This is a genomic window from Streptomyces blastmyceticus, assembly GCF_039521185.1.
Classification (GTDB): Bacteria; Actinomycetota; Actinomycetes; order Streptomycetales; family Streptomycetaceae; genus Streptomyces; species Streptomyces blastmyceticus.
This window is the reverse complement of record NZ_BAAABW010000022.1, coordinates 62,678-85,509: the sequence shown is the minus strand read 5'-3', so window position 1 is coordinate 85,509 and position 22,832 is coordinate 62,678. Positions and strand designations below refer to the sequence as shown.

Sequence of the window (22,832 nt, the reverse complement as noted above, 5' to 3'; positions counted from 1 at the left end):
GTTTGAGGACAGCGCGCGAAGCGTGCTCCGGGGGTCTGGGGGCTTGCCCCCAGTTTCGGGAAGGGGCGGGGCTGGGGAACAAGCCCGCCGCAGGCGCGGAACGGCCCCGGGCCGTACAGCGAACCCGGCAGCAGACCACCCGGAACCACTCCGGCCCAGCGCCAGCGCTACGGCACGATGACCCCATGCCCGTACTGACACGCGAAGAAGCGCAAACCCGAGCCAAGCTCCTCGACGTCCACCGCTACGAGATCGACCTCGACCTCACCCGAGGCGACGACCTCTTCCGCTCCACCACCGTCATCCACTTCTCCACCCGCACCGCAGGCGACACCTTCGCCGAGATCAAGCCCGCTGCCCTGCACCGCGCCACACTCGACGGCCACGCCCTCGACCCCGCCGCACTCGACGGCAACCGCCTCCCCCTCACCGGCCTCACCCCCGGCCCCCACGAACTGCGCGTCGAGGCCGACATGCGCTACTCCCGCACCGGCGAGGGCATGCACCGCTTCACCGACCCCGCCGACGGCGAGACCTACCTCTACAGCCAGGCGTTCCTCGACGACGGCCAGCGCGTCTTCGCCGCCTTCGACCAGCCCGACCTCAAGGCCGTCTTCGACGCCACCGTCACCGCACCACCCGCCTGGACCGTCCTCGGCAACGCCGTCGCCACCCGCGTCGGAGACCCCGCGGAAGGACGCTGGAAGCTCGCCACCACCCAGCCCCTGAGCACCTACTTCGTCGCCTTCGCCGCAGGCCCCTGGCACTCCGTGCGCACCGAGCACGCCGGACTGCCCTTCGCCCTGCACTGCCGCCGCTCCCTCGCCGGACACCTCGACGCCGACGCCGAGGAAATCCTCGACATCACCCGCCGCAGCTTCGACCGCTTCCACGAGATCTTCGACGAGCCCTACCCCTTCGACTCCTACGACCAGGCATTCGTCCCCGAATTCAACGCCGGGGCCATGGAGAACCCCGGCCTCGTCACCTTCCGCGACGAATACGTCTTCCGCTCCGCCGTCACCGGCACCGAACGCCTCACCCGCGCCACGACCATCGCCCACGAGATGGCCCACATGTGGTTCGGCGACCTCGTCACCCTCCAGTGGTGGGACGACATCTGGCTCAACGAGTCCTTCGCCGAATACATGGGCGTCCAGATCATCGCCGAGACCACCCACCACACCGACACCTGGACCGACTTCGCCGCCGGCCGCAAGGGCTGGGGCTACGACGCCGACCAGCGCCCCTCCACCCACCCCGTCGCCCCCGACGCCGACGCCGTCCGCGACACCGCCTCCGCACTCCTGAACTTCGACGGCATCTCCTACGCCAAGGGCGCCTCCGCACTCCGCCAACTCGTCGCCTGGCTCGGCGAGAAGGACTTCCTCGCCGGCATCAACGACCACTTCGCCCGCCACCGCTTCGGCAACGCCACCCTCGCCGACTTCCTCGACTCCCTCGCCCGCGCCTCCGACCGCGACGTCCACACCTGGGCCGACACCTGGCTCCGCACCACCGGCGTCGACACCATCACCCCCGCCATCACCACCCCCGACACCGCCACCGGCTGGCAGGTCACCCTCCACCACGACGGCACCCGCCCCCACCACCTCGCCCTCGGCCTCTACGACCACCACCCCGACGACCCCCGCACCCTCACCCTCCGCGACCGCCCCACCACCGACCTCCCCGCGGACGGCGACCACACCCTCACCCTCCCCGGCCCCCGCCCCGCCCTGCTCCTCCCCAACGACGGCGACCTCACCTACGCCAAGATCCGCCTCGACGCCGCCTCCTGGGACACCGCCCAGCGCTCCCTCTCCGGCCTGCCCGACCCCCTCGCCCGCGCCGTCCTGTGGAACGCCGCCCGCGACATGGTCCGCGACGCCGAACTCGCCCCCGCCGCCCACCTCGACGCCGCCCGCGCCCACCTGCCCCACGAAACCGACACCGCCATCACCCGCGACGTCCTCGCCTTCGCCCGCCACCAGATCGCCGACCGCTACACCCACCCCACCGCCCGCCCCATCGCCCTCGCCACCCTCACCGACCTCTGCCACGACCTCCTCGACCGCACCACCCACCCCGGGACCACCCCCGGCCACGACACCCAGGGCCTGCGCCTCACCGCTGTACGCACCCTCATCGACAGCGCCACCACCCCCGACACCCTCCAGGACTGGCTCACCACCGGCACCGCACCCGGCGGACCCGCCCTCGACGCCGAACTCCGCTGGCGCGCCCTCGCCCGCCTCGCCGCCCTAGGCGCCACCACCCCCGCCGCCATCGACGCCGAACTCGCCCGCGACCCCAGCGCCACCGGCCGGGAAGGCGCCGCCCGCTGCCGCGCCGCCCTCCCCGACCCCACGGCCAAGGAAGCCGCCTGGGAAGCCATGTACGCCCGCGACGACCTCTCCAACTACCTCTTCATCGCCACCGCCCAAGGCTTCTGGCAGCCCGAACAGCTCGACCTCCTGACCCCCTACCGCGACCGCTACTTCCCCGCCGCCACCGCACTCGCCGCCCGCCGCGGCCCCGCACTCGCCGACGCCGCAGGCCGCCACGGCTTCCCGCTGCCCTTCGTCGACACCGACACCCTCCGCCTCGGCGAGGAATGCCTGAACACCGCCGACCTCACCCCCGCGCTGCGCCGCAAAATCGTCGACCAGATCGACGACCTCCGCCGCGCCCTGGCCGTCAGGACGGCCCGCCCGTAACACCCCGTAAAAACGCCGAGGCTCCCGTGACCCTCAACAGGGTCACGGGAGCCTCGGCACACTCACACGGCGCTCGGCGCCGCCCGCGTCAGTCGCGCTTGTCGCCCACCGCGTCCGACGGCTCGGCCGTACGCAGCTCCTCCAGGAAACGGTCCACGACGCCGCTCTGCGACGCGAAGTCCGCCACCGGCTCACCGGCGATCCGGCCCGCCAGCTCCGTCGCCAGCACACCGACCTGCTCACGCAGCTCGGCCTCCGCGACCGCACGCTCGGCGTCGATCACGGCGTGCCCGGCGGAGATGATCTCCTCGCGCTGCCGCTGACCCTCGGCCCGCAGCTCCGCGATGATCGCCGTACCCTGCTCCACCGACTCCTGACGCAGCCGGGCGGCCTCGTGCCGCGCCTCGGCCAGCAGCTCCTGGTACTCGGCGTGCACGCGCGCGGCCTCCGCACGCGTCGCCTCCGCCTCGTCGAAGCGCCCGCCCGTGGCCTTCTCGCGCTCGACGAGGACCTTGCTGATCCGGGGGAGCAGCACCTTCGCCATCACGGCGAAAACGATGAAGAAAAGGACGAACCCAAGGACGAGCGGCGCGGGCTCGGGCTTGAGCGGCCCTACGTCGATAGCGAGAAAGTTCATGGCCATGGGTGCAGATTAGTCGACGACGGGCCCGAAGTCCGCCCCGCACCCCATTAGCAGACCCGACTCCCCGCCGTCGCACGGCATACCACCATCGGGCGAAACCCCTCCGGACCCCGGTCACCGAACGTGCGCCGCCAGTAACTTGATGCAGTTACTGCCCACCCGGACCCGGCCACCCACCCCGACAGGACAACCCAAAAGGGGGCACAACCATGCCCGAGACCGCCCACCCGCCCCTCCCGCCCCTCGCCGGAGGCACCCAGGGCCCCTCGGCACTCCGCCCCCTCCTCGACACCGTCCTCGACGCCCTCACCCAAGGCGCCACCACCCGCGCCGGCCCCCTCCCCAAAGGCGGCCCCCACGCCGTCACCGCCCGCATCCGCGCCACCGTCACCCCCGCGATCCCCGACGACGGCACCGGCCCCCACGAATCCCTGCGCACACTCGTCCGCGCCCTCGCCGAAGGCAGCGCCGACCCCGCCGACCCGCACTGCGCCGCCCACCTCCACGCCCCGCCGCTCGCCCTCGCCACCGCCGCCGACCTCGCCGCCGGCGCCCTCAACCCCTCACTCGACTCCTGGGACCAGGCCCCCGCCGCCTCCGCCCTGGAAACCGAGGTGCTCCACGCCCTAGCCGCACTCGCCTACCCCACCCGCCCCGCACCCGACGCCGTCACCACCACCGGCGGCACCGAGTCCAACCACCTCGCCCTCCTCCTCGCACGCGAAGCGGCAGGCGCGACCCACCGCCGCACACACGAGGGCGCGCACGACCCGGCGGACGGAATCACCCGCGGAACCACGAGCGAGGGGGCCGCGTACGACGTGGCGTACGGCCCCTCAACCGCGACCGCCCCGCACCGCACCCGCCACACCCCGGGCACACCACCCCCGACCCTCCGCATCATCTGCGGAGCCAACGCCCACCACAGCATCCACCGCGCCGCCTGGCTCCTCGGCCTCCCCGCACCCCACGTCCTCGCCACCCCCACCGGCACCATCGACCCCGCACACCTGCACACCGCCCTCGACCACCACCACGCCACCCCCACCCTCGTCGTCGCCACCGCAGGCACCACCGACACCGGACGCATCGACCCCCTGCCCCACCTCGCCGACCTCTGCGACACCCACCACGCCCGCCTCCACATCGACGCCTCCTACGGCGGACCCCTCCTCTTCAGCGACACCCTGCGCCCCGCCCTCGACGGACTCGACCGCGCCCACACCATCGCCCTCGACCTGCACAAACTCGGCTGGCAACCCATCGCCGCAGGCATCCTCGCCGTCCCCGACACCACCGCCCTGCACCCACTGGCCCACCACACCGACTACCTCAACGCCCCCGACGACACCCACGCCGGACTCCCCGACCTCCTCGGCCGCTCCCTGCGCACCACCCGCCGACCCGACATCCTCAAGATCGCCGTCACCCTCCGCGCCCTCGGCCGCAACGGACTGGGCCGCCTCGTCGAACGCGTCTGCGCCACCGCACACCACCTCGCCGACCTCATCGACGCCCACCCCCGCTTCGAACTCCACGCCCGCCCCACCCTCAGCACCGTCCTCTTCCGCCCCACCGGCACCGACGACCACACCCTCGCCACCACCCGACGCCACCTCCTCCACAGCGGCCGCGCCGTCCTCGGCCGCGCCACCACCCCCGAAGGCCTCTGGCTGAAAACCACCCTCCTCAACCCCCACACCACCACCGACCACCTCCGCACCCTCCTCAACCTCGTGGAAGGCCACATCCACCGATGAGCAACGCCAACCCCCCGAAGAAGGCCGGCCGCACCACCCCCGACACCGCCACCCAACCCGGCCCCCGCACCACCCCCGAACAGCCCCTCGACATCGCCGGCATCGGCATCGGCCCCTTCAACCTCTCCCTCGCCGCCCTCGCCCACGGCATCCCCGCACTCCGCACCGCCTGCTACGACCAGACCCCCACCTTCCGCTGGCACCCCGGCCTCCTCATCGACGGCACCGCCCTCCAAGTCCCCTTCCTCGCCGACCTCGTCACCCTCGCCGACCCCACCAGCCCCTGGACCTTCCTCAACTACCTCAAGGACCGCGAACGCCTCTACCCCTTCTACTTCGCCGAGCGCTTCCACATCCAACGCGCCGAATACGACGCCTACTGCCGCTGGGTCAGCCAATCCCTCCCCGGCCTCCACTTCGGCCACCAGATCGACGCCCTCCGCTGGAACCCCGAACGCAACCTCTTCGAAATCGACTACACCCAACTCGACACCGAAGGAGAAGCCGAAGCACTCGGCCGCGCCTACGCCCGCAACCTCGTCCTCGGCGTCGGCACCACCCCCCACATCCCCGAACCCCTCCGCCCCCTCACCGAAGCCCCCGCCGTCCCCGTCATCCACTCCGCCGACTACCTCGACCACCGCGAAAAGATCCTCGCCGCCGACCACATCACCGTCATCGGCTCCGGCCAGTCCGGCGCGGAAGTCTTCCTCGACCTCCTCCGCAACCGCCCCACCGGCCGCGAAAAACTCCACTGGCTCGCCCGCACCCCCGCCTTCGCCCCCATGGAATACAGCAAGCTCGGGCTCGAACAATTCACCCCCGACTACACCCGCTACTTCCACGCCCTCCCCGAAGGCGTACGCAACCAACTCCTGCCCCAGCAATGGCAACTCCACAAGGGAATCGCCACCGAAACCCTCGCCGACATCCACGAAGAGCTCTACCGCCGCAGCCTCCACGGCGGCTGGCCCGACACCGTCCTCACCCCCGGAGTCTTCGTCCGCACCGCCGGCCGCGTCGGCACCACCCGCGTCGAACTCCACCTCGAACACGCCCAGCAAGGCACCCGCTCCCGCATCACCACCGACGCCGTCGTCCTCGCCACCGGCTACCGCGAACGCCGCACCGACACCCTCCTCGCCGCCCTCGACCCCTACATCCGCCGCGACCACAGCGACCGCCCCCGCATCGACGAGAACCACCGCCTCGTCCTCGACCCCCTGGTCAAGGGCGCCGTCCACGTCCAGAACGCCGAACGCCACACCCACGGCATCGGCACCCCCGACCTCGGCCTCGCCGCCTGGCGCAGCGCCGTCATCCTCAACGCCATCACCGGAAAGACGGTCTACCCCCTCCCCGAGCGGACCGCCTTCACCACCTTCGGCCTGGAGCCGCGACCACAGCCGCGACCCCGGACCACCACCTCAGAAGACCGGCGCACCATCCCGCGTCAACTTCCAGTCCACTGACGCGAAACGCCCCACATCGATCGCCCCCTGGGCCCGCACCCACGAGATGATCGTGTTCCGGATCTCCTCCGAATTCGCCCACACCTGCTTCGCCCGGGCGACATGCGGAAAATTCCCCCCGCCACTCGCCCGGTAATTGTTCACCGCCAGCACGAACCGTGCCGCGTCGTCCAGCGGCTTCCCGTCGAACGTGAGCTTCGCGATCCGCGCCCCCGGCGCCTTCGCGATGTCGATCTCGTACGAGAGGCCGCTGACCACGTCATAATTGAAGTCCGGAATGTTCTCGGCATTCGTCAGCTTCGCCGGATCCACCACCGCACCCGCCGCCGTCCGCACGTAATAGCGCGCCGAGAACTCCAGATACTCCCGCACCTGCGCACCCGTCAACACCCGCGCCTCCAGGGTGTTCTCGAACGGATAAAGACCCGCCACCTCACGGATCGTCACCTTCCCGGCCGGCACCCCCGCCGTCCGCGAGAAACACGACGCCTGCGACAACACCGGCAACCCCGCGAACTCCGTACCCGCCAACGCCGCCCGCACCGTCTCCGCCTGCACATGATTGATGAAATCAATCACCGGCGTGTCCTTGTACGCGGCCTCCGCAGCACTCATCGCAGCCGACGACGTACCGATCACCTGATTCACATACGCCACCACCTTCCGGTGCTCACCGCGCAACAACCCGGTGATCCTCCGGTCCTCGGCGACCGTATTCGAATTCAGCACCTTCGCCGCCACCCCGGCCACCCGCCAGCAGCCCTTCTCCCACACCAGATCGAAGTCGAACAACGTCAACCGCTGCCCCCACTTCAACGGCTCCGACAACACCACCTCCTTGCCCGACTCCTTGTTCACCACCCGGTACTCGGGAATCTCCACATGCGCATGACCGACCAGAATCGCATCGATCCCCGGCACCTGCTCCGCCACCAACGCCGCAGAATTCTCGACATACGGCAACTGATCCCCGTACGACGACGTACCACTGCTCCCCGCATGCGCCGCGACGATCACCACATCCGCACCCATCGACCGAAGCTTCGGCACCCACTTCGCCGCCTGCTCCTCCAGCCCGGGGAACACCATCTTCCCCTGCACATTCGCCTTGTCCCAGATCGCGATCCCCGGATTCGTCAACCCCAGGATCGCCACCCGCACATCACGGCCGAACGGCGCCCGCACCCGCTTGATCACATACGGCGGAAAGGCCGGCCGCAACGTCTTCGCATCCAGCGCGTTCGCCCCCAGCAACGGGAAATCGCACTGCTCCTCGAACTTCCGCAGCACCGGAATCCCGTAATTGAACTCGTGATTCCCCAACGCCGCCGCGTCATACCCGATCGCGTTCATCGCCCGCGCCATCGGATGCACCGGACCATGAGCCTTCGTGATCGGATCCACCCGCGCGTAGTAATACGAGAGCTGAGTGCCCTGAATCGTGTCACCCGCATCGATCAGCAGCGTGTTCCGCCGCCCCTTCTCCTTACGGACCCCATTCACCAACGTCGATATCTTCGCCAGACCCACATCGTTGTGCGCCTTGTCATCGAACTCCGCATCGGTGAAATAGTCCCAGTTGAAGACATTCCCATGCAGATCCGTCGTCCCCATCACCGTCAACGCATAATGCCGACCCCGTCCACCACTTCGGCCCGCCACCGACTCCCGCGCCTCGGCCGACCCGGCACCCACCGACCCCACCAGCGCAACACCCGCACCCGTGGCGGCCGTACGCCCCAGAAAGTTCCTCCGGTTCAGCGGCACTTCAACTCCTTGATCCAGCTGTTCACGACACTGACAACGCGCGTAGATTCTGGCCTCGGCACCCCCAACCGGAACACCCCCACAAGGTTGCGAAACGGTGACTCCCGCGTAGCGCCCATATGCACCCGGGCTGAGACGCTGACCCCATGACCACACCCGCACCCCTGCCCTACGGCACCCCCGACAGCCCCCGCCTCGCCGTCCGCGGCGAAGCCCGCCTCGAAGTCGACCCCGAAATCGCCCACATCGGCATCACCATCAGCGCCCGCGGCACCGACCGCACCACAGCCCTCAGCGACCTCACCCGCCGCAACAACCAGACCCTCGACCTGCTCAAGTCCTACGGCGACACCGTCGAAAAACTCGAAACCGGCACCTTCACCATCACCCCACAACTCACCGAGAAGGGCCGCCACGAACGCATCCACGCCTACCACGGCAGCGTCCACCTCACCGCCACCCTCGCCGACTTCACCACCCTCGGCGAACTCACCACCCGCCTCGCCGCACTCGACCTCACCCGCGTCGACGGCCCCTGGTGGGCCCTGCGCCCCGACTCGCCCGCCCACCGCGAGGCCCGCCGGCAGGCCGTACACGAAGCCGTGCAGCGCGCCCGCGAATACGCCGGAGCCCTCGGCGCCCGGCTCGTCGCCCTGGTGGAACTCGCCGACCTCGGCGCCGAGAACACGGCCCCCGTCGGCCTGCCCCCCGCCCCCGGCGGAATGATGCGCTCCGCGGCGTACGGAGGCGCCGCCCCCACCCCCGCGCTCGACCTCGAACCCCAGCGCCAGAGCGTCTACGCACAGGTCAACGCCCGCTTCACCATGACACCCCCCACCCTCTGAGACCGGCGCGCGGGAAGTGCGCGGAACGCTCATCAGAGCACCCCCGCGCACGTTTCACTAATTGTCAACAAGCTTTTACTCAACGGACGTTGGGGAGTCGCGGCCGGCCAATTCTCTACCCGCCGGTAGGTCATAAGGTCGTGCCATGCGCCGAGCAAAAATCGTCTGCACCCTGGGACCGGCCACCGACTCGTACGAGCAGATCAAGTCACTCGTCGAAGCCGGAATGGACGTGGCCCGCTTCAACCTCAGCCATGGCACCTACGTCGACCACGAGGCGCGGTACCAGCGAGTGCGCAAGGCCGCCGAGGAGACCGGCCGCAGCATCGGCATCCTCGCCGACCTTCAAGGCCCGAAGATCCGCCTGGGCCGATTCCGCGAAGGTCCCGTACTTCTTGAACGCGGCGACGAGTTCACCATCACCGTCGAGGACATCGAGGGCGACCGCCACCACTGCGGCACCACCTACGACGGCCTCGCCGCCGACGTCACCAGGGGCGAACGCATCCTCGTCGACGACGGCCGCGTCACCCTGGAGGTCACCTCCGTCGACGGCCCCCGCGTACGGACCGTCGTCATCGAAGGCGGCATGGTCTCCGACAACAAGGGCCTCAACCTCCCCGGCGTCGCCGTCTCCGTCCCCGCCCTCTCCGAGAAGGACGTCGAAGACCTCCGCTGGGCCATCAGGACGGGCGCCGACATCATCGCCCTCTCCTTCGTCCGCAGCGAACACGACATCGTGGACGTCCACCGCGTCATGGACGAGGAAGGCCGCCGCCTCCCCGTCATCGCGAAGATCGAGAAGCCGCAGGCCGTCGAGAACCTCCAGGGCATCGTCGACGCCTTCGACGGCATCATGGTCGCCCGCGGCGACCTGGGCGTCGAAATGCCCCTCGAAACGGTCCCGATCGTGCAGAAGCGCGCCATCAAACTCGCCCGGCGCAACGCCAAACCGGTCATCGTCGCCACCCAGATGCTCGACTCGATGATCGACGCCTCCCGCCCCACCCGCGCCGAGGCCTCCGACGTCGCCAACGCGGTCATCGACGGCACGGACGCGGTCATGCTTTCGGGTGAGACCAGCGTCGGCAAATACCCCGTGGAGACCGTCAAGACGATGGGCCGCATCGTCACGGCAGCCGAAGAAGACGTCCTCGCCAAGGGCCTCCCACCGCTCAGCGAACGCGGCAAGCCCCGCACCCAGGGCGGCTCCGTCGCCCGCGCCGCCGCCGAGATGGGCGACTTCCTCGGCGCGAAGTACCTCGTCGCCTTCACCCAATCCGGTGATACGGCCCGACGCCTGTCCCGCTACCGCTCCCCGATCCCCCTCCTGGCCTTCACCCCCGAGCCGGCCACCCGCTCACAACTCAACCTCACCTGGGGCGTGGAGACCTTCCTGGGCCCCATGGTCCAGACGACCGACGAAATGGTCGACCAGGTCGACGAACACCTGCTGAAGATCGGCCGCTGCCAGAAGGGCGACATGGTCATCATCACGGCCGGCTCCCCACCGGGGGTCGCGGGCACGACGAACCTGGTGCGGGTGCACCACATCGGAGAGGAGTGAAATACCTGCTCCAACGCCTCCCGGAAAGCCACCACGACGGCCTTCGCCCGGGTGGCGGGCAGCCGCGCGTACGGGGTCGCGGGTGATGGGTCACGCCGCTCATGCTCCGGCCGCAGGGGCCTTTCCACGCGCTCGCGCCATCCGTCCTGAGCTGGGCTTCCGCACCGCCCGGCCGTACCGTTCCCTCAGGTGAGAGGGGGACCGGATGGACCGGAACATACGCACGGTCGACGACGTACTCAAGCTCCTGGACGGCCTGTTCGCGCCGGACGCCGACCGCTGGACGGCCGACGGAGCCGACTGGTGGGACGGCTTCTACACCGACCGTTCAAAGCCGGTGCCGTTCTTCGTGGCGAAGCCGGACGAGAACCTGGCCTCGTACGTCGACCGCGGACTGATCACCCCCGGCCGGGCCCTCGACCTGGGCTGCGGCCCGGGCCGCAACGCGCTGCACCTGGCCGCACTGGGCTTCCAGGTGGACGCCGTCGACCTCTCCCCGACGGCCATCACCTGGGCCGAGGAACGCGCCCGCGAGGCCGGAGCCGACATCCGCTTCCACTGCGGCGACGCGTTCGCACTGACCGGGACGGAACTGACGGGCCCCTACGACCTGATCTACGACTCCGGCTGCTTCCACCACCTCCCACCCCACCGCCGCATCAGCTTATACGCCGGAGGCGTTGCGCTGGATCTTCTCCGACCTGGAGGAGGTTGAACTCCGGCGGATGCGGGCTGAATTGCCGGAGTCTTCGTATTACGGCGTGCCGTTTCTGTGGGTGGCGCTGTTTCGTCGAGGGGTGTAGGGGTTAGTACTTGGGGCCTATGTGGGCGTCCATGAGAGCGACGGAGTCGCGGCGGGCCACGGTGATGTTGAATGGGTCCTTGCCGCGCCGGGTCATGGTCCATTCGACGCCGACGATGTCGAGAGTGTCGGCGAAGAGGCCCAGGATGTCCTGGGACTTGTTGGTGAAGAAGTACCTTGGGTACTCATAGCGCTTGCGCTCGCCGCCGACGAGGCGTGTGGTCCAGTTGGTGATCCGGCAGCCGTCGGAGTGGATAAGTCCCCGGATGAACTCCCAGGGGTGTTCCTCCACGATGTCCTCTTGCCAAGGTTCGAGCTCGATGAGGCGCTCGTGCTTCTTGCCTGGGCCGTGCTGGGGAAACATGCACCAGAGGTGCTTGGAGTAGATCTTCACGTTCTGGCACCCCGTCCTGCGGACGCGGCAGACGGAGTTGTCCGGGAAGACTGTGCGCATGGCCTTCTCGCAGTCGTCCATCAGCCCGGGCCAGTCATTGGCGCACGTGATCATGAGGCTGGGCACTCGGTGCCCGGAGTACTGGATGATGTGCCCGTCGCCGAGATAGAGGCCCAGGAGATAGGCGTACGCGGCCTCGTCGAGCTCACGGCCATCGCATCTCGGGCACTTGGGGTTGTGGGCCCCTGGGCATTCGCCGCGCTTCGCCCGGTCCATGTGCCGCCAGTAGCTGACCGTGCCGAGGGGGACATTCAGGGCGCGTGCGACGTCCGCATTCTTGGAGCCGTTCCGCAGGAGAGTGAGGGCCTTCTGGCGCACCTCTGTGCCGTGCATCTGCATGGAACAACCGTGCGCGAGAAAAGGGTCTCTCGGGCGGGAAACGGACAATGTTCACGAGAAGGTGTTCGTCCGATTTGCGTTCGCGTGCCGGGTGCGGGATTCGAACCCGCAAGCCCTCTCGGGCAGAGGTGTTTGAGACCTCCGTGTATACCGTTCCACCAACCCGGCTAGGGGTAGCGCGAACAGCTTACATTGTCGGAGGTGCGGCGGGCTCGCAGGTACGCTCGTACAGCAGTACCTGCCCCCATCGAGGAGACCCGTGACCGCCGCCGAGCCCACGCCGCCCGTCGACGACGAGCCGCAGCACACCCCTCCCCACATCACCCGCGTCGTGATCGCCGAGGACGAGGCCCTCATCCGGCTCGATCTCAAAGAGATGCTCGAAGAAGAGGGGTACTCCGTAGTCGGCGAGGCGGGCGACGGGGAGACCGCGGTCGCGCTCGCCCGGGAGCACAAGCCGGACCTGGTCATTCTGGACGTGAAGATGCCCGTCCTCGACGGGATCTCCGCCGCCGAGCAGATCGCCGCGGACTCGATCGCGCCCGTGCTCATGCTCACCGCCTTCTCGCAGCGCGAGCTCGTGGAGCGGGCGCGGGACGCCGGGGCGATGGCGTACCTCGTGAAGCCGTTCAGCAAGAGCGACGTGGTGCCCGCCATCGAGATGGCGGTGTCGCGCTTCACGGAGCTGAAGGCGTTGGAGCAGGAGGTCGCCGACCTCTCCCAGCGGCTGGAGACGCGGAAGCTCGTGGACCGGGCGAAGAGCGTTCTTCAGACGCAGTACGGGCTGACCGAGCCGGCCGCGTTCCGGTGGATCCAGAAGACGTCGATGGACCGCCGGCTGTCGATGCAGCAGGTGGCCGAGGCGGTCATCGAGGACGCCGAGGAGAAGAAGGCCAAGGGGCAGTAGGCAGTACGCATACGAAGGGCCCACGTCCGCAAAAGCGATGACGTGGGCCCTTTCGTATGCCCTCAGTCCTCGCCCAGGTACGCCTTCCGCACCGATTCGTCGTGCAGCAGATCCGCTCCCGATCCGGAGAGCACGATCTTCCCGACCTCCATCACATGGCCGCTGTCGGCGAGTGACAGCGCCGCCTGTGCGTTCTGTTCGACGAGCAGGATCGTGGTGCCGGTGGCCTTGAGTTCGGCGATGGTCTCCATGATCTTCTGCATCATGATCGGGGAGAGGCCCATGGAGGGCTCGTCGAGCATGAGGAGCTTGGGGCGGGACATCAGGGCCCTGCCCATGGCGAGCATCTGCTGTTCGCCGCCGGAGAGGGTTCCGGCGGCCTGCTTCGCTCGTTCCCCGAGGATGGGGAAGAGCTCGTAGGCGCGCTGGATGTCCTGCCCGATGCCGTCGGCGTCCTTGCGGAGGAACGCTCCGAGCTGGAGGTTCTCGGCGATGGTGAGGCGCGGGAAGATGTGGCGGCCCTCGGGGGAGTGGGCGAGTCCGAGGGCGACGATCTCGTGGGCGGGGGTGCCGACGATGCTCCGGCCGTCGAAGCGGACGCTGCCGCCGAGGGGTTCGATGAGTCCGGAGAGCGTGCGGAGTGTGGTGGTCTTGCCCGCGCCATTGGTGCCGATGAGGGTGACGATGCGGCCGGCTTCGACGGTGAAGGTGATTCCCTTGACGGCTTCGATCTTGCCGTAGGCGACGCGGAGGTTCTCGACCTCCAGGAGGGCGGTCATCGGTCTTCCTCCGCGTGTGCGGCTTCCGCTTCCGCGGCTTCGACTTCGGCGAGTTCCTCCTGGCCGGGGGCGCCTTCGAAGGGTGTGCCGAGGTAGGCGGCGATGACGCGTTCGTCGGCCTGGACGGTGTCCGACGTGCCCTCGACGAGCTTTTCGCCCTGGACGAGGACGGCGACGCGGTCGCAGAGATTGAAGATGAAGCGCATGTCGTGCTCGATGACGAGGACGGCGGTGCCTTGTTCCCGGATGGCGCGGACGAGTGCCTCGGTGGCGCGGGTCTCCTGGGGGTTCATTCCGGCGGTGGGTTCGTCGAGGAGGAGGAGTCCGGGGTCGCTGGCGAGGGCGCGGGCGATCTCGAGCTTGCGCTGTTCGCCGTAGGGGAGGTTGCGGGCGAGGTGGTCGGCTTTGGGGGCGAGGCCGGTGAAGTCGAGGAGTTCCATGGCGCGTTGGGTGGAGGCGGCTTCGGCGCGGTGGAATCGGGGGCTGCGCAGGAGGGCGGAGAGGAGTCCTTCCCTGGTGCGGGTGTGGCGGCCGACGAGGACGTTTTCGAGGACGGTCATGTTGGCGAAGAGCCGGATGTTCTGGAAGGTGCGGGCGATGCCGGCCCGGGTGACGAGGTGGGGTTTGGGCGGGAGGACGGTGTCGCGGTAGGTGACGGTGCCTTCGGTGGGCCGGTAGAGGCCGGTGAGGCAGTTGAAGAAGGTGGTTTTTCCGGCGCCGTTGGGTCCGATGAGGCCGACGATTTCGTCGTGGTGGACGGTGAGGTCGACGGTGCGTACGGCGGTGAGTCCGCCGAAGCGCATGGTGACGCCGGTGGCGGTGAGGACGGGGGCGTCCGTGGTGGTGGTCATGGTGGTCACGCCTCCGCCTTGGTGATGCCGAGGGTTCCGGTTCCTGTGGCGTCCTCGTGGAATTCGAGTTGTTGCCTGCGGTTGGGGATGAGTCCTTCGGGCCGGTAGCGCATGAGGAGGATGAGGGCGGCGCCGAAGGCGAGGAGCTGGTAGTCGTGGAGGAATTGGAGTTTGGCGGGGATGAGGTAGAGGAGCGCGGCGCCGAGGAGGGGGCCGCGGATGGTGCCCATGCCGCCGAGGATGACGGCGGCGAGGAGGAAGGCGGAGTTGGGGGGTACGGGTCCGGCGAAGACGTACTGCTCGGGTACGACGGTGTAGGCGACGTGGGCCTGTACGGTGCCGGCGAGTCCGGCGAGGGTGGCGCCGAGGGCGAAGGCGAGGAGTTTCAGACGGAAGCTGTTGATGCCCATGGCGGTGGCGGCGGTCTCGTCCTCGCGGATGGCGATCCAGGCGCGGCCGATGCGGGAGTTGCCTGCGCGGCTGAAGACGAGGACGACGAGGATCGTGATGAGGAGCATCAGGAGGTAGTAGTTGGCGAAGGGGCTGAGGGTGATGCCGCCGAGGGAGTGGGTGGAGCCGAAGTTGTAGCCGAAGAGGATGAGGTCGGGGATGTTGGGGATGCCGTTGGGGCCGTTGGTGAGGGAGGGGCCGGATTCGCCGTTGAGGTTGCCGACGGTGATGCGGAAGATCTCTCCGAAGCCGAGGGTGACGATGGCGAGGTAGTCGCCGCGGAGGCGGAGGGTGGGGGCGCCGATGACGACGCCGAAGACGAGTGAGGCGGCGGCGCCGGTGAGGACGGCGGCCCAGAAGGGGAAGTGGACGCCGAGGGTGGAGGCGGTGGAGCCGGAGACGAGCGCGGCGGTGTAGGCGCCGACGCCGAGGAAGGCGACGTAGCCGAGGTCGAGGAGGCCGGCGAGGCCGACGACGATGTTGAGGCCGAGGGCGACGGTGGAGAAGATCAGGATGTTGACGGCGATCAGGGTGTACTGGTCGGTGGACTGGGTGAGGGGGAAGAGGGCTGCTGCGACGAAGGCGGCGGTGATGGTGATGTTGCGGTGCTTGGTGGTGAGTTCGGTGAGCCTGGTGACGATGCCGGCCTTGCGGAGGGCGAGGGTGCCGAAGGCGGCGAGGATGAGGAAGCCGGTGAAGAGTTCGCCGTAGCCGGTGCCGATGCCGTAGGTGACGAGGCAGAGGGCGGTGCCGAAGGCGGCGGCGATCAGGAGGATCTCGGCCCAGGAGGGCAGCGGGCGGGCGGCGGGGAGCGGCCGGTCGGTGCGGCCGGGGCGTACGGTCCGGTGGGTGGCGCGGAGTGCGGTGGCGAGGGGGGCGGGCAGCGCGGCGAGGCGGCCGTTGTGCGGGTAGGAGGCGGTGGTGCGGCGGTCGATGGGGAGGCCGAGGGCGCCGGTGAGGGTGAGCAGGGTGGCGAGGGCGGCGATGTAGCCGCCGGGTTCGAGGTTGGCGAGTCCGCCGAGTTGTACGGCGATGGCGATGAGGGTGTACCAGGTGGTGGCGAGGGTTCCGGCGGCGAGGTAGGCGGTGGCGTCGTGGCGGCGGGTGGGGTTGAGCCAGCGGAGTCCGGGGGTGCCCCGGGTGGCGAGGGTGAGGGCGAGGGTGAGGAGGGCTCCGGTGAGGGTGAGGAGTTGGAGTCCGCCGGGGTAGCCGTTGACAGTGAGGTTGCCGGGGAAGGCGGTGGTCCAGGTCCAGGAGAGGAAGGTGGAGGCGGCGCTGAGGAGGGCGCCGGTGGTGGTGAGGGCGAGGGCGGCGCCGAGGGGTAGGGGGATGACGGGGGTGGTTTCGGTGGTGGTCGTGGTGTCCGTTGTGGTGTCCGTGGGTGGGGTCATGGTGGTCACGCCCGATCCGCGACGCGTTCGCCGAGCAGTCCTTGGGGCCTGATCAGCAGGACGAGGATGAGGAGGACGAAGGCCCAGACGTCCTTCCAGCCGCCGCCTCCGAGCTGGTGCATGCCGGGGATGTTCTGGATGTAGGTGGTGGAGGCGGCTTCGGCGATGCCGAGGACGACTCCGCCGAGCATGGCGCCGTAGATGTTGCCGATGCCGCCGAGTACGGCTGCGGTGAAGGCCTTGAGGCCGAGGATGAAGCCCATTTCGAAGTTGATCTGTCCGGCGCGGAGTCCTTGGGCGACGGCGGCGACGGCGGCGAAGGCGCCGCCGATGGCGAAGGCCAGGACGATGATGCGGTCGGTGTTGATGCCCATGAGCTTGGCGGTGTCGGGGTCCTGGGCGGTGGCCTGCATGGCGCGGCCGGTGCGGCTGCGGGCGACGAAGAGGCCGAGGGCGAGCATGCAGAGGGGGGCGGCTATGAGGACGAAGAGGTCGTCGCGCTGGATGTGGATGTTGTTGGCCAGTTGGAAGGAGTCGCCCTGGAACTGGGGGAAGGCGCGGGATTTCTTGGCGTCGGGGTAGAAGGCCCAGACGAGTTGCTGGAGGGCGATGGAGAGTCCGATGGCGGTGATGAGCGGGGCGAGGCGGGGGGCGTCGCGCAGGGGGCGGTAGGCGAAGCGTTCGGCGGCGGTGGCGACGGCGACGGAGGCGATGGCGCCGCCGATGAGCATGAGGGGGAGGGCGGCGGCGAGTGGGGTGTCGCCGGGGAGCCAGAGGTGGACGGTGAGGGCGCCGAAGCCCCCGATCATGACGATCTCGCCGTGGGCGAAGTTGATGAGCTGGACGATGCCGTAGACCATGGTGTACCCGATGGCGATGAGGCCGTAGAGGGCACCGAGGGCGAGTCCGCTGACCAGCGTTTGCGGCAGTGCGTGCACCGCGGGCCTCCGATGTGTGTCGGATGTGGGTCCGCGCGAGGGCGTGGGCGGCGTCCTCGCGCGGTGTCCTGGGTGGGGGCGGGTGGGCCCGGGCGGGTCAGTCCTGGAAGGTGGCGCTCTTTACGGATTTCCAGGCGTCGCCCTTGACTTGATAGACCGTCAGTTGCTTGTTGGTGGTGTCGCCGAATTCATCGAAGGAGACCTTGCCGGTGACTCCGTCGAAGGAGATCTTGCTCATGGCCGCGGTGACCTTGTCGCGGGCACCGGCGGGGAGTTTGCCGTTGTTGTCCTCGACGGCTTTCTTGACGGCCTGGACGATGGCCCAGGCGGCGTCGTAGGAGTAGCCGCCGTAGGCGGCGTAGGGGTCCTTGTAGCCGGCGGCGGCGTAGTTCTTGACGAAGGTCTTGGCGGAGTCGAGCTGATCGACGGGGTAGCCGACGGAGGTGGCGAGGTCGCCGTCGTTGCTCTCGCTGGAGGCGGTGATGAAGGCGGGGTCGTAGATGCCGTCGCCGCCCATGGTGGGGATGTGCGCGCCGGCTCGTTTGACCTGGTCGGAGAGGAGGCCGCCTTCGGGGTACTGGCCGCCGAAGTAGACGATGTCGGCGCCGGAGTTCTTGACCTTGTTGGCGACGCTGGAGAAGTCGGTTTCCTTGACGGTGATGTGGTCGGTGCCGACGACCTGGCCGCCGAGGCGTTTGAATTCCTCGGCGAAGATGGAGGAGAGGCCGACGCCGTAGGTCTGTTTGTCGTCGACGACGAAGGCCTTGGTCTTCTTGGCGTCGTTGTGGGCGTACTGGGCGGCGAAGCGGCCTTGGATGATGTCGGTGGTGGCGGTGCGGAAGTAGGTCTTGAAGGGGCGGGTCTTCTGGCCCTTGAGCCAGTTGGCGCCCTGGCTGAGTTCGGGGCTGGTGTTGGCGGGGGAGACCTGGGTGAGTCCGGCGCGGGCGAAGACGCCCTGCATGGACTGGGAGACGCCGGAGTTGAGGGGGCCGACGACGCCGAGTACGGCCTTGTCGGCGACGAGTGTGGTGGCGTTCTGCTGGCCGGAGGCGGGGACGGCCTGGTCGTCGAGGGGTTCGGTCTTGAAGGTGACGCCCTTGACTTCCTTGTTGTCGTTGGCGGTGCGGGCGGCGAGGTCGACGGAGTTCTTGATGCCTTGGCCGAGGGCGGAGAGGGAGCCGGTCAGTGGGGCGTCGACGCCGATGACGACGGTGGTCGTGCTGCCGCCGCTGTTGTCGCCACCGCCTTTGTCGTCGCGGGAGCCGCATGCGCTCAGGGTGAGGGCCCCGGTGGCGATCGCGGTGGTGAGGACGAGCAAGGAACGGTTTCGCACGGTGGAGTCCTTTCCCTGGCGCGGCCTCCTCTGCTGAGGTGCCGTATCGCCCGCCGGGCGGCGCGGCCGGGTGCGGGGTCGGGGTGCGGGCCGCCCGGGGTGGTGACTGGCCGTGACTCTAGGGGTGTGCGGCGGCGGGTGGCAGAGGTGCTGGCCATGATGTGACTGTCTTGTTATGCCTCAGGTCACTTCGGCGGTGTCCTTGTAGCAGTATTGCGCGGACAGTTCTCGCTTTTCGGGTGAACTCCAGCATCCGGATAGTGCGAAGGTGCAGTTCCGCTAATGCTTTGGCGGCATGGTGGCGTCCGGGGCGTGGCGCTTCGGCCGGTGGCGGCCGAAAAGATCGCGGGCGTGGTGCCGGGGGGAGGAGTGGATCGCCGGTGTCGCCCGGTGTGAATGTCACGCACTGTTATGTGGGTGGGCGCCAGTTCTCCGAGCTGTGGGTGGCGCCGTCGGCCGCCGCGCAGCGCTGTTGGGCCTGACGCTCTATCAACTTCCGGGCGGCGGTGGTGCCGTGCTGCTGTTGTTCGGTGCGGGCGGCCCGCACGATGTCGTCGTAGATGACGTACTGGTCGTTGGAGAGGCCCTTCTGTTCCCAGTCGAGCCCGGCCCAGTGGCCGCCGGTGAGGTCTTCGCCGGCCCAGTAGGAGATCAGCTTGGCGCACACCTGGACGGGTGGGTCGGTGTGCGTGGCGGCGCTGACGCCCTCGTCCCCGGAGTCGGAGCAGCCGGTGGCGAGGGCGGTCGCGAACAGCAGGGCGCACGCGGCGGTGGGCAGGGTGCGCTTCGGCGTCTTGCGGGCCGGGTCCCTCATGGCGGGAAAGGTAGGGCTCCGCGCGCCGGGGAGGAAGGGGGTGCGGGGTGGTGTCCGGCCCGGGTTCGGGGAGGCCGGGTCAGGCGGCGGTGCCGGTGCTGTCGGCCGGGCGGAGGAGGCAGGTGAGGCGGGCGGTGCAGACCCGCTTGTCCTGTTCGTCGGTGATGGTGATCTCGTATGTGGCGGTGGTGCGGCCGCGGTGGACGGGGGTGGCCACTCCGGTGACCAGTCCGGAGCGTACGCCGCGGTGGTGGGTGCAGTTGAGGTCGACGCCGACGGCGATCTTGGCGGGGCCGCCGTGGAGCATGGCGCCGACGGAGCCGAGGGTCTCGGCGAGCACGGCGGAGGCGCCGCCGTGCAGCAGGCCGTACGGCTGGGTGTTGCCCTCGACCGGGATGGTGCCGACGACGCGGTCGGGGGAGGCTTCGCGTACCTGGAGGCCCATGCGGTCGCCGAGGTGGCCCGCGGAGAAGAGGGCGCGCAGGTCGTGTCCGCTGCCGGCCCATTCGTCCAGGACCTGCTGCGGGAACGTGGTCTGGCTCTGCTCGCCCATGGGTCCGGCTCCGTTCGTCCTTGTGTTCGTTGCGTGCTGAACGTCTTATCAGGTGGCGGGAGGTGGGCGGGGAGCCGGGGGTGGTCAGGCCGGGCGGGTGGGTTCCACCCTGATGACCAGGGACTTGCTCGCCGGGGTGTTGCTGGTGTCGGCGGTGTGGTCGAGGGGGACGAGGACGTTGGTCTCGGGGTAGTAGGCGGCGGCGCAGCCGCGGGCGGTGGGGTAGTGGACGACGCGGAAGCCGTCCGCGCGGCGCTCGCTGCCGTCGGTCCATTCGCTGACGAGGTCGGCGTAGGAGCCGTCGGCGAGGTCGAGTTCGGCTGCGTCCTCGGGGTTGACGAGGACGACGCGGCGGCCGTTCTTGATGCCGCGGTAGCGGTCGTCGAGGCCGTAGATGGTGGTGTTGTACTGGTCGTGGGAGCGCAGGGTCTGCAGCAGGAGGCGGCCTTCGGGGGCGCGCGGGTATTCGATGTCGGCGGCGGTGAAGTTGGCCTTGCCGGTGGCGGTGGGGAAGCGGCGCTCGTCGCGGGGGGCGTGCGGCAGGGTGAAGCCGCCGGGGCGGGCGACGCGGGTGTTGAAGTCCTCGAAGCCGGGGATGACGCGGGCGATGCGGTCGCGGATCGTGCCGTAGTCCTTCTCGAAGTCTTCCCAGGGTGTGGTGCTGGTGGGGCCGAGGGTGCGGCGGGCGAGGCGGCAGACGATGGCGGTCTCGGAGAGCAGGTGGGGGCTCGCGGGCCGGAGGCGGCCGCGGGAGGCGTGGACCATGCCCATGGAGTCCTCGACGGTGACGAACTGGTCGCCGCCGTCCTGGCGGTCGCGCTCGGTGCGGCCGAGGGTGGGCAGGATGAGGGCGCGGGCGCCGGTGACGGCGTGGGAGCGGTTGAGCTTGGTCGATACGTGGACGGTCAGGCGGGCGCGGCGCACGGCTGCTTCGGTGACGTCGGTGTCGGGGGTGGCGGAGACGAAGTTGCCGCCCATGGCGAAGAAGACCTTGGCTTCTCCGTCGCGGAGGGCGCGGATGGCCCGTACGACGTCGAGGCCGTGTTCGCGGGGCGGGGTGAAGTCGAATTCCTTCTGCAGGGCGTCGAGGAAGGCGGGGGCGGGGCGTTCGAAGATGCCCATGGTGCGGTCGCCCTGGACGTTGCTGTGGCCGCGGACGGGGCAGACACCGGCGCCGGGGCGGCCGATGTTGCCGCGCAGGAGGAGGAAGTTGACGACTTCCCGGATGGTGGGGACGGCGTGCTTGTGCTGGGTGAGGCCCATGGCCCAGCAGACGATGGTGCGGCGGGAGGCGAGGATCATCTCCAGGGCGCGCTCGATGTCCTCGCGGGCCAGGCCGGTGGCGCGCAGGGTCTCGTCCCAGTCGGCGGTGCGTGCCGTGTGCTCGAAGTCTTCGAAGCCGTGGGTGTGTTCGGCGATGAAGGCGGTGTCGAGGGCGCCTTCGGTCTCCAGGATGCGGCGGTTGAGGGCGCGGAAGAGGGCCTGGTCGCCGCCGAGGCGGATCTGGAGGAAGAGGTCGGTGAGGGGGGTGCCGACGCCGGAGAGGCCGCGGGCGTTCTGGGGGTTCTTGAAGCGTTCCATGCCCGCTTCGGGGAGCGGGTTGATGGTGATGATCTTCGCGCCGCCGGATTTGGCCTTTTCGAGGGCGCTGAGCATGCGGGGGTGGTTGGTGCCGGGGTTCTGTCCGGCGACGATGATCAGGTCGGCTTTGTGGAGGTCTTCGAGGAGGACGCTGCCCTTGCCGATGCCGATGGTCTCGGTGAGTGCGGAGCCGGAGGACTCGTGGCACATGTTGGAGCAGTCGGGGAGGTTGTTGGTGCCGAATTCGCGGGCGAAGAGCTGGTAGAGGAAGGCTGCTTCGTTGCTGGTGCGGCCGGAGGTGTAGAAGACGGCTTCGTCGGGGGTGTCGAGGGCGTGGAGTTCCTCGGCGATGATGTCGAAGGCGCGTTCCCAGGTGACCGGTTCGTAGGCGTCGGAGCCTTCGGCGAGGTGCATGGGCTGGGTGAGGCGGCCCTGCTGGCCGAGCCAGTAGCCGCTGCGGTCGGCGAGGTCGGCGACGGGGTGCGCGGCGAAGAATTCGGGGGTGACGCGGCGGAGGGTGGCTTCCTCGGCGACGGCCTTGGCGCCGTTCTCGCAGAATTCGGCGGCGTGGCGTTTGTCGCCTTCGGGCCAGGCGCAGCCGGGGCAGTCGAAGCCGTCCTTCTGGTTGACCTTGAGCAGGGTGAGGGCGGTGCGTCGGACGCCCATCTGCTGGTGGGCCATGCGCAGGGAGTGGGCGACGGCGGGCAGCCCGGCGGCGGCGTGCTGTGGTGCGGCGACGTCGGGTGCGTCCTGGACCGGGTCACTGGTCGGCGGCTTGCCTGCCATCTCGCTCCCCCTTGAGCGGTCGGTGGTCGCGGATCCGTGCGTGGGTGTGGTCCGCGGATGTCCGTACGTGCTGATCCTGT

At 69.3% G+C, this 22,832-nt stretch carries 17 protein-coding genes, 1 tRNA gene and 1 pseudogene; 7 read left to right on the top strand and 12 right to left on the bottom strand.

Features of this window, described 5'->3' with window-relative positions; genetic code table 11:
• Positions 1 to 185 precede the first annotated feature (185 nt).
• Positions 186 to 2,720, top strand: coding sequence for an aminopeptidase N (gene pepN / locus ABD269_RS20025; protein ID WP_344119627.1), 2,535 nt, complete (start codon positions 186 to 188; stop codon positions 2,718 to 2,720).
• An 88-nt stretch (positions 2,721 to 2,808) separates the two neighbouring features.
• Here pepN and atpF read toward each other — a convergent pair whose 3' ends face one another.
• The gene (gene atpF, locus ABD269_RS20020; protein ID WP_116211191.1) at positions 2,809 to 3,363 is read right to left on the bottom strand and encodes a F0F1 ATP synthase subunit B; all 555 of its coding nucleotides are present in this window, start codon (positions 3,361 to 3,363) and stop codon (positions 2,809 to 2,811) included.
• Between the two features lie 209 nt (positions 3,364 to 3,572).
• On the opposite strand from atpF, the gene ABD269_RS20015 reads away from it, so the two are divergent.
• Positions 3,573 to 5,123 carry a pyridoxal phosphate-dependent decarboxylase family protein gene (locus ABD269_RS20015; protein ID WP_344119624.1) on the top strand — a complete coding sequence of 517 codons (1,551 nt, stop codon included), beginning with the start codon at positions 3,573 to 3,575 and terminating at the stop codon, positions 5,121 to 5,123.
• On the top strand, positions 5,120 to 6,595 hold the full coding sequence (locus ABD269_RS20010) for a lysine N(6)-hydroxylase/L-ornithine N(5)-oxygenase family protein (RefSeq protein ID WP_344119622.1): 1,476 nt from the start codon (positions 5,120 to 5,122) through the stop codon (positions 6,593 to 6,595). Before ABD269_RS20015 ends, ABD269_RS20010 begins: the two co-directional genes overlap by 4 nt.
• On the opposite strand, the gene ABD269_RS20005 is transcribed toward ABD269_RS20010, so the two are convergent.
• Positions 6,551 to 8,362 carry a bifunctional metallophosphatase/5'-nucleotidase gene (locus tag ABD269_RS20005; protein WP_344119620.1) on the bottom strand — a complete coding sequence of 604 codons (1,812 nt, stop codon included), beginning with the start codon at positions 8,360 to 8,362 and terminating at the stop codon, positions 6,551 to 6,553. The genes ABD269_RS20010 and ABD269_RS20005 overlap by 45 nt on opposite strands.
• Before the next feature lie 146 nt (positions 8,363 to 8,508).
• Here ABD269_RS20005 and ABD269_RS20000 point away from each other — a divergent pair, with 146 nt between their 5' ends.
• From ABD269_RS20000 to ABD269_RS19990, 3 genes and pseudogenes are all read left to right on the top strand, one after another.
• Positions 8,509 to 9,207 carry an SIMPL domain-containing protein gene (locus ABD269_RS20000; protein WP_344119618.1) on the top strand — a complete coding sequence of 233 codons (699 nt, stop codon included), beginning with the start codon at positions 8,509 to 8,511 and terminating at the stop codon, positions 9,205 to 9,207.
• A gap of 145 nt (positions 9,208 to 9,352) precedes the next feature.
• Positions 9,353 to 10,774 (top strand): pyruvate kinase, encoded by a 1,422-nt coding sequence (gene pyk, locus ABD269_RS19995; RefSeq protein WP_301888160.1) that lies wholly within the window; start codon positions 9,353 to 9,355, stop codon positions 10,772 to 10,774.
• A 205-nt stretch (positions 10,775 to 10,979) separates the two neighbouring features.
• Positions 10,980 to 11,577, top strand: a pseudogene (locus ABD269_RS19990) (class I SAM-dependent methyltransferase).
• 3 nt (positions 11,578 to 11,580) lie between these two features.
• Here ABD269_RS19990 and ABD269_RS19985 read toward each other — a convergent pair.
• Positions 11,581 to 12,369, bottom strand: a complete 789-nt coding sequence (locus ABD269_RS19985; RefSeq protein WP_344119615.1) for a helix-turn-helix domain-containing protein — start codon at positions 12,367 to 12,369, stop codon at positions 11,581 to 11,583.
• Positions 12,370 to 12,454: 85 nt separating this feature from the next.
• Positions 12,455 to 12,537, bottom strand: a tRNA-Leu gene (locus ABD269_RS19980).
• A gap of 91 nt (positions 12,538 to 12,628) precedes the next feature.
• On the opposite strand from ABD269_RS19980, the gene ABD269_RS19975 reads away from it, so the two are divergent.
• Positions 12,629 to 13,276 (top strand): ANTAR domain-containing response regulator, encoded by a 648-nt coding sequence (locus ABD269_RS19975; RefSeq protein ID WP_116211183.1) that lies wholly within the window; start codon positions 12,629 to 12,631, stop codon positions 13,274 to 13,276.
• Between the two features lie 62 nt (positions 13,277 to 13,338).
• Here the strand turns inward: ABD269_RS19975 and ABD269_RS19970 are convergent, their stop codons facing one another.
• From ABD269_RS19970 to ABD269_RS19935, 8 genes are all read right to left on the bottom strand, one after another.
• On the bottom strand, positions 13,339 to 14,055 hold the full coding sequence (locus ABD269_RS19970; RefSeq protein ID WP_344119612.1) for an ABC transporter ATP-binding protein: 717 nt from the start codon (positions 14,053 to 14,055) through the stop codon (positions 13,339 to 13,341).
• Entirely contained in the window at positions 14,052 to 14,906 is an 855-nt protein-coding gene (locus ABD269_RS19965) for an ABC transporter ATP-binding protein (protein ID WP_344119755.1), read from the bottom strand. The genes ABD269_RS19970 and ABD269_RS19965 overlap by 4 nt, the downstream gene beginning before the upstream one ends.
• Before the next feature lie 5 nt (positions 14,907 to 14,911).
• Positions 14,912 to 16,747, bottom strand: coding sequence for a branched-chain amino acid ABC transporter permease (locus ABD269_RS19960; RefSeq protein WP_344119753.1), 1,836 nt, complete (start codon positions 16,745 to 16,747; stop codon positions 14,912 to 14,914).
• Between the two features lie 5 nt (positions 16,748 to 16,752).
• The gene (locus ABD269_RS19955; protein ID WP_344119610.1) at positions 16,753 to 17,685 is read right to left on the bottom strand and encodes a branched-chain amino acid ABC transporter permease; all 933 of its coding nucleotides are present in this window, start codon (positions 17,683 to 17,685) and stop codon (positions 16,753 to 16,755) included.
• A gap of 97 nt (positions 17,686 to 17,782) precedes the next feature.
• The gene (locus ABD269_RS19950; protein WP_344119608.1) at positions 17,783 to 19,018 is read right to left on the bottom strand and encodes a branched-chain amino acid ABC transporter substrate-binding protein; all 1,236 of its coding nucleotides are present in this window, start codon (positions 19,016 to 19,018) and stop codon (positions 17,783 to 17,785) included.
• Positions 19,019 to 19,427: 409 nt separating this feature from the next.
• Positions 19,428 to 19,832: a hypothetical protein gene (locus tag ABD269_RS19945; RefSeq protein WP_344119606.1), complete on the bottom strand. Its 405-nt coding sequence runs from the start codon at positions 19,830 to 19,832 to the stop codon at positions 19,428 to 19,430.
• A gap of 79 nt (positions 19,833 to 19,911) precedes the next feature.
• Positions 19,912 to 20,385, bottom strand: coding sequence for a PaaI family thioesterase (locus ABD269_RS19940; protein WP_344119604.1), 474 nt, complete (start codon positions 20,383 to 20,385; stop codon positions 19,912 to 19,914).
• An 84-nt stretch (positions 20,386 to 20,469) separates the two neighbouring features.
• Positions 20,470 to 22,752 carry an FdhF/YdeP family oxidoreductase gene (locus ABD269_RS19935; RefSeq protein ID WP_344119602.1) on the bottom strand — a complete coding sequence of 761 codons (2,283 nt, stop codon included), beginning with the start codon at positions 22,750 to 22,752 and terminating at the stop codon, positions 20,470 to 20,472.
• Between the last annotated feature and the right edge of the window lie 80 nt (positions 22,753 to 22,832).

Coding starts and splice junctions, on each gene's coding strand:
- ABD269_RS19940 (WP_344119604.1), bottom strand. CDS start 20,385: ATGGGCGAGCAGAGCCAGACCACGTTCCCGCAGCAGGTCCTGGACGAA.
- ABD269_RS20010 (WP_344119622.1), top strand. CDS start 5,120: ATGAGCAACGCCAACCCCCCGAAGAAGGCCGGCCGCACCACCCCCGAC.
- pyk (WP_301888160.1), top strand. CDS start 9,353: ATGCGCCGAGCAAAAATCGTCTGCACCCTGGGACCGGCCACCGACTCG.
- ABD269_RS19960 (WP_344119753.1), bottom strand. CDS start 16,747: ATGACCCCACCCACGGACACCACAACGGACACCACGACCACCACCGAA.
- atpF (WP_116211191.1), bottom strand. CDS start 3,363: ATGGCCATGAACTTTCTCGCTATCGACGTAGGGCCGCTCAAGCCCGAG.
- ABD269_RS19935 (WP_344119602.1), bottom strand. CDS start 22,752: ATGGCAGGCAAGCCGCCGACCAGTGACCCGGTCCAGGACGCACCCGAC.
- ABD269_RS19985 (WP_344119615.1), bottom strand. CDS start 12,369: ATGCAGATGCACGGCACAGAGGTGCGCCAGAAGGCCCTCACTCTCCTG.
- ABD269_RS19970 (WP_344119612.1), bottom strand. CDS start 14,055: ATGACCGCCCTCCTGGAGGTCGAGAACCTCCGCGTCGCCTACGGCAAG.
- ABD269_RS20015 (WP_344119624.1), top strand. CDS start 3,573: ATGCCCGAGACCGCCCACCCGCCCCTCCCGCCCCTCGCCGGAGGCACC.
- ABD269_RS20000 (WP_344119618.1), top strand. CDS start 8,509: ATGACCACACCCGCACCCCTGCCCTACGGCACCCCCGACAGCCCCCGC.
- ABD269_RS19965 (WP_344119755.1), bottom strand. CDS start 14,906: ATGACCACCACCACGGACGCCCCCGTCCTCACCGCCACCGGCGTCACC.
- pepN (WP_344119627.1), top strand. CDS start 186: ATGCCCGTACTGACACGCGAAGAAGCGCAAACCCGAGCCAAGCTCCTC.
- ABD269_RS19945 (WP_344119606.1), bottom strand. CDS start 19,832: ATGAGGGACCCGGCCCGCAAGACGCCGAAGCGCACCCTGCCCACCGCC.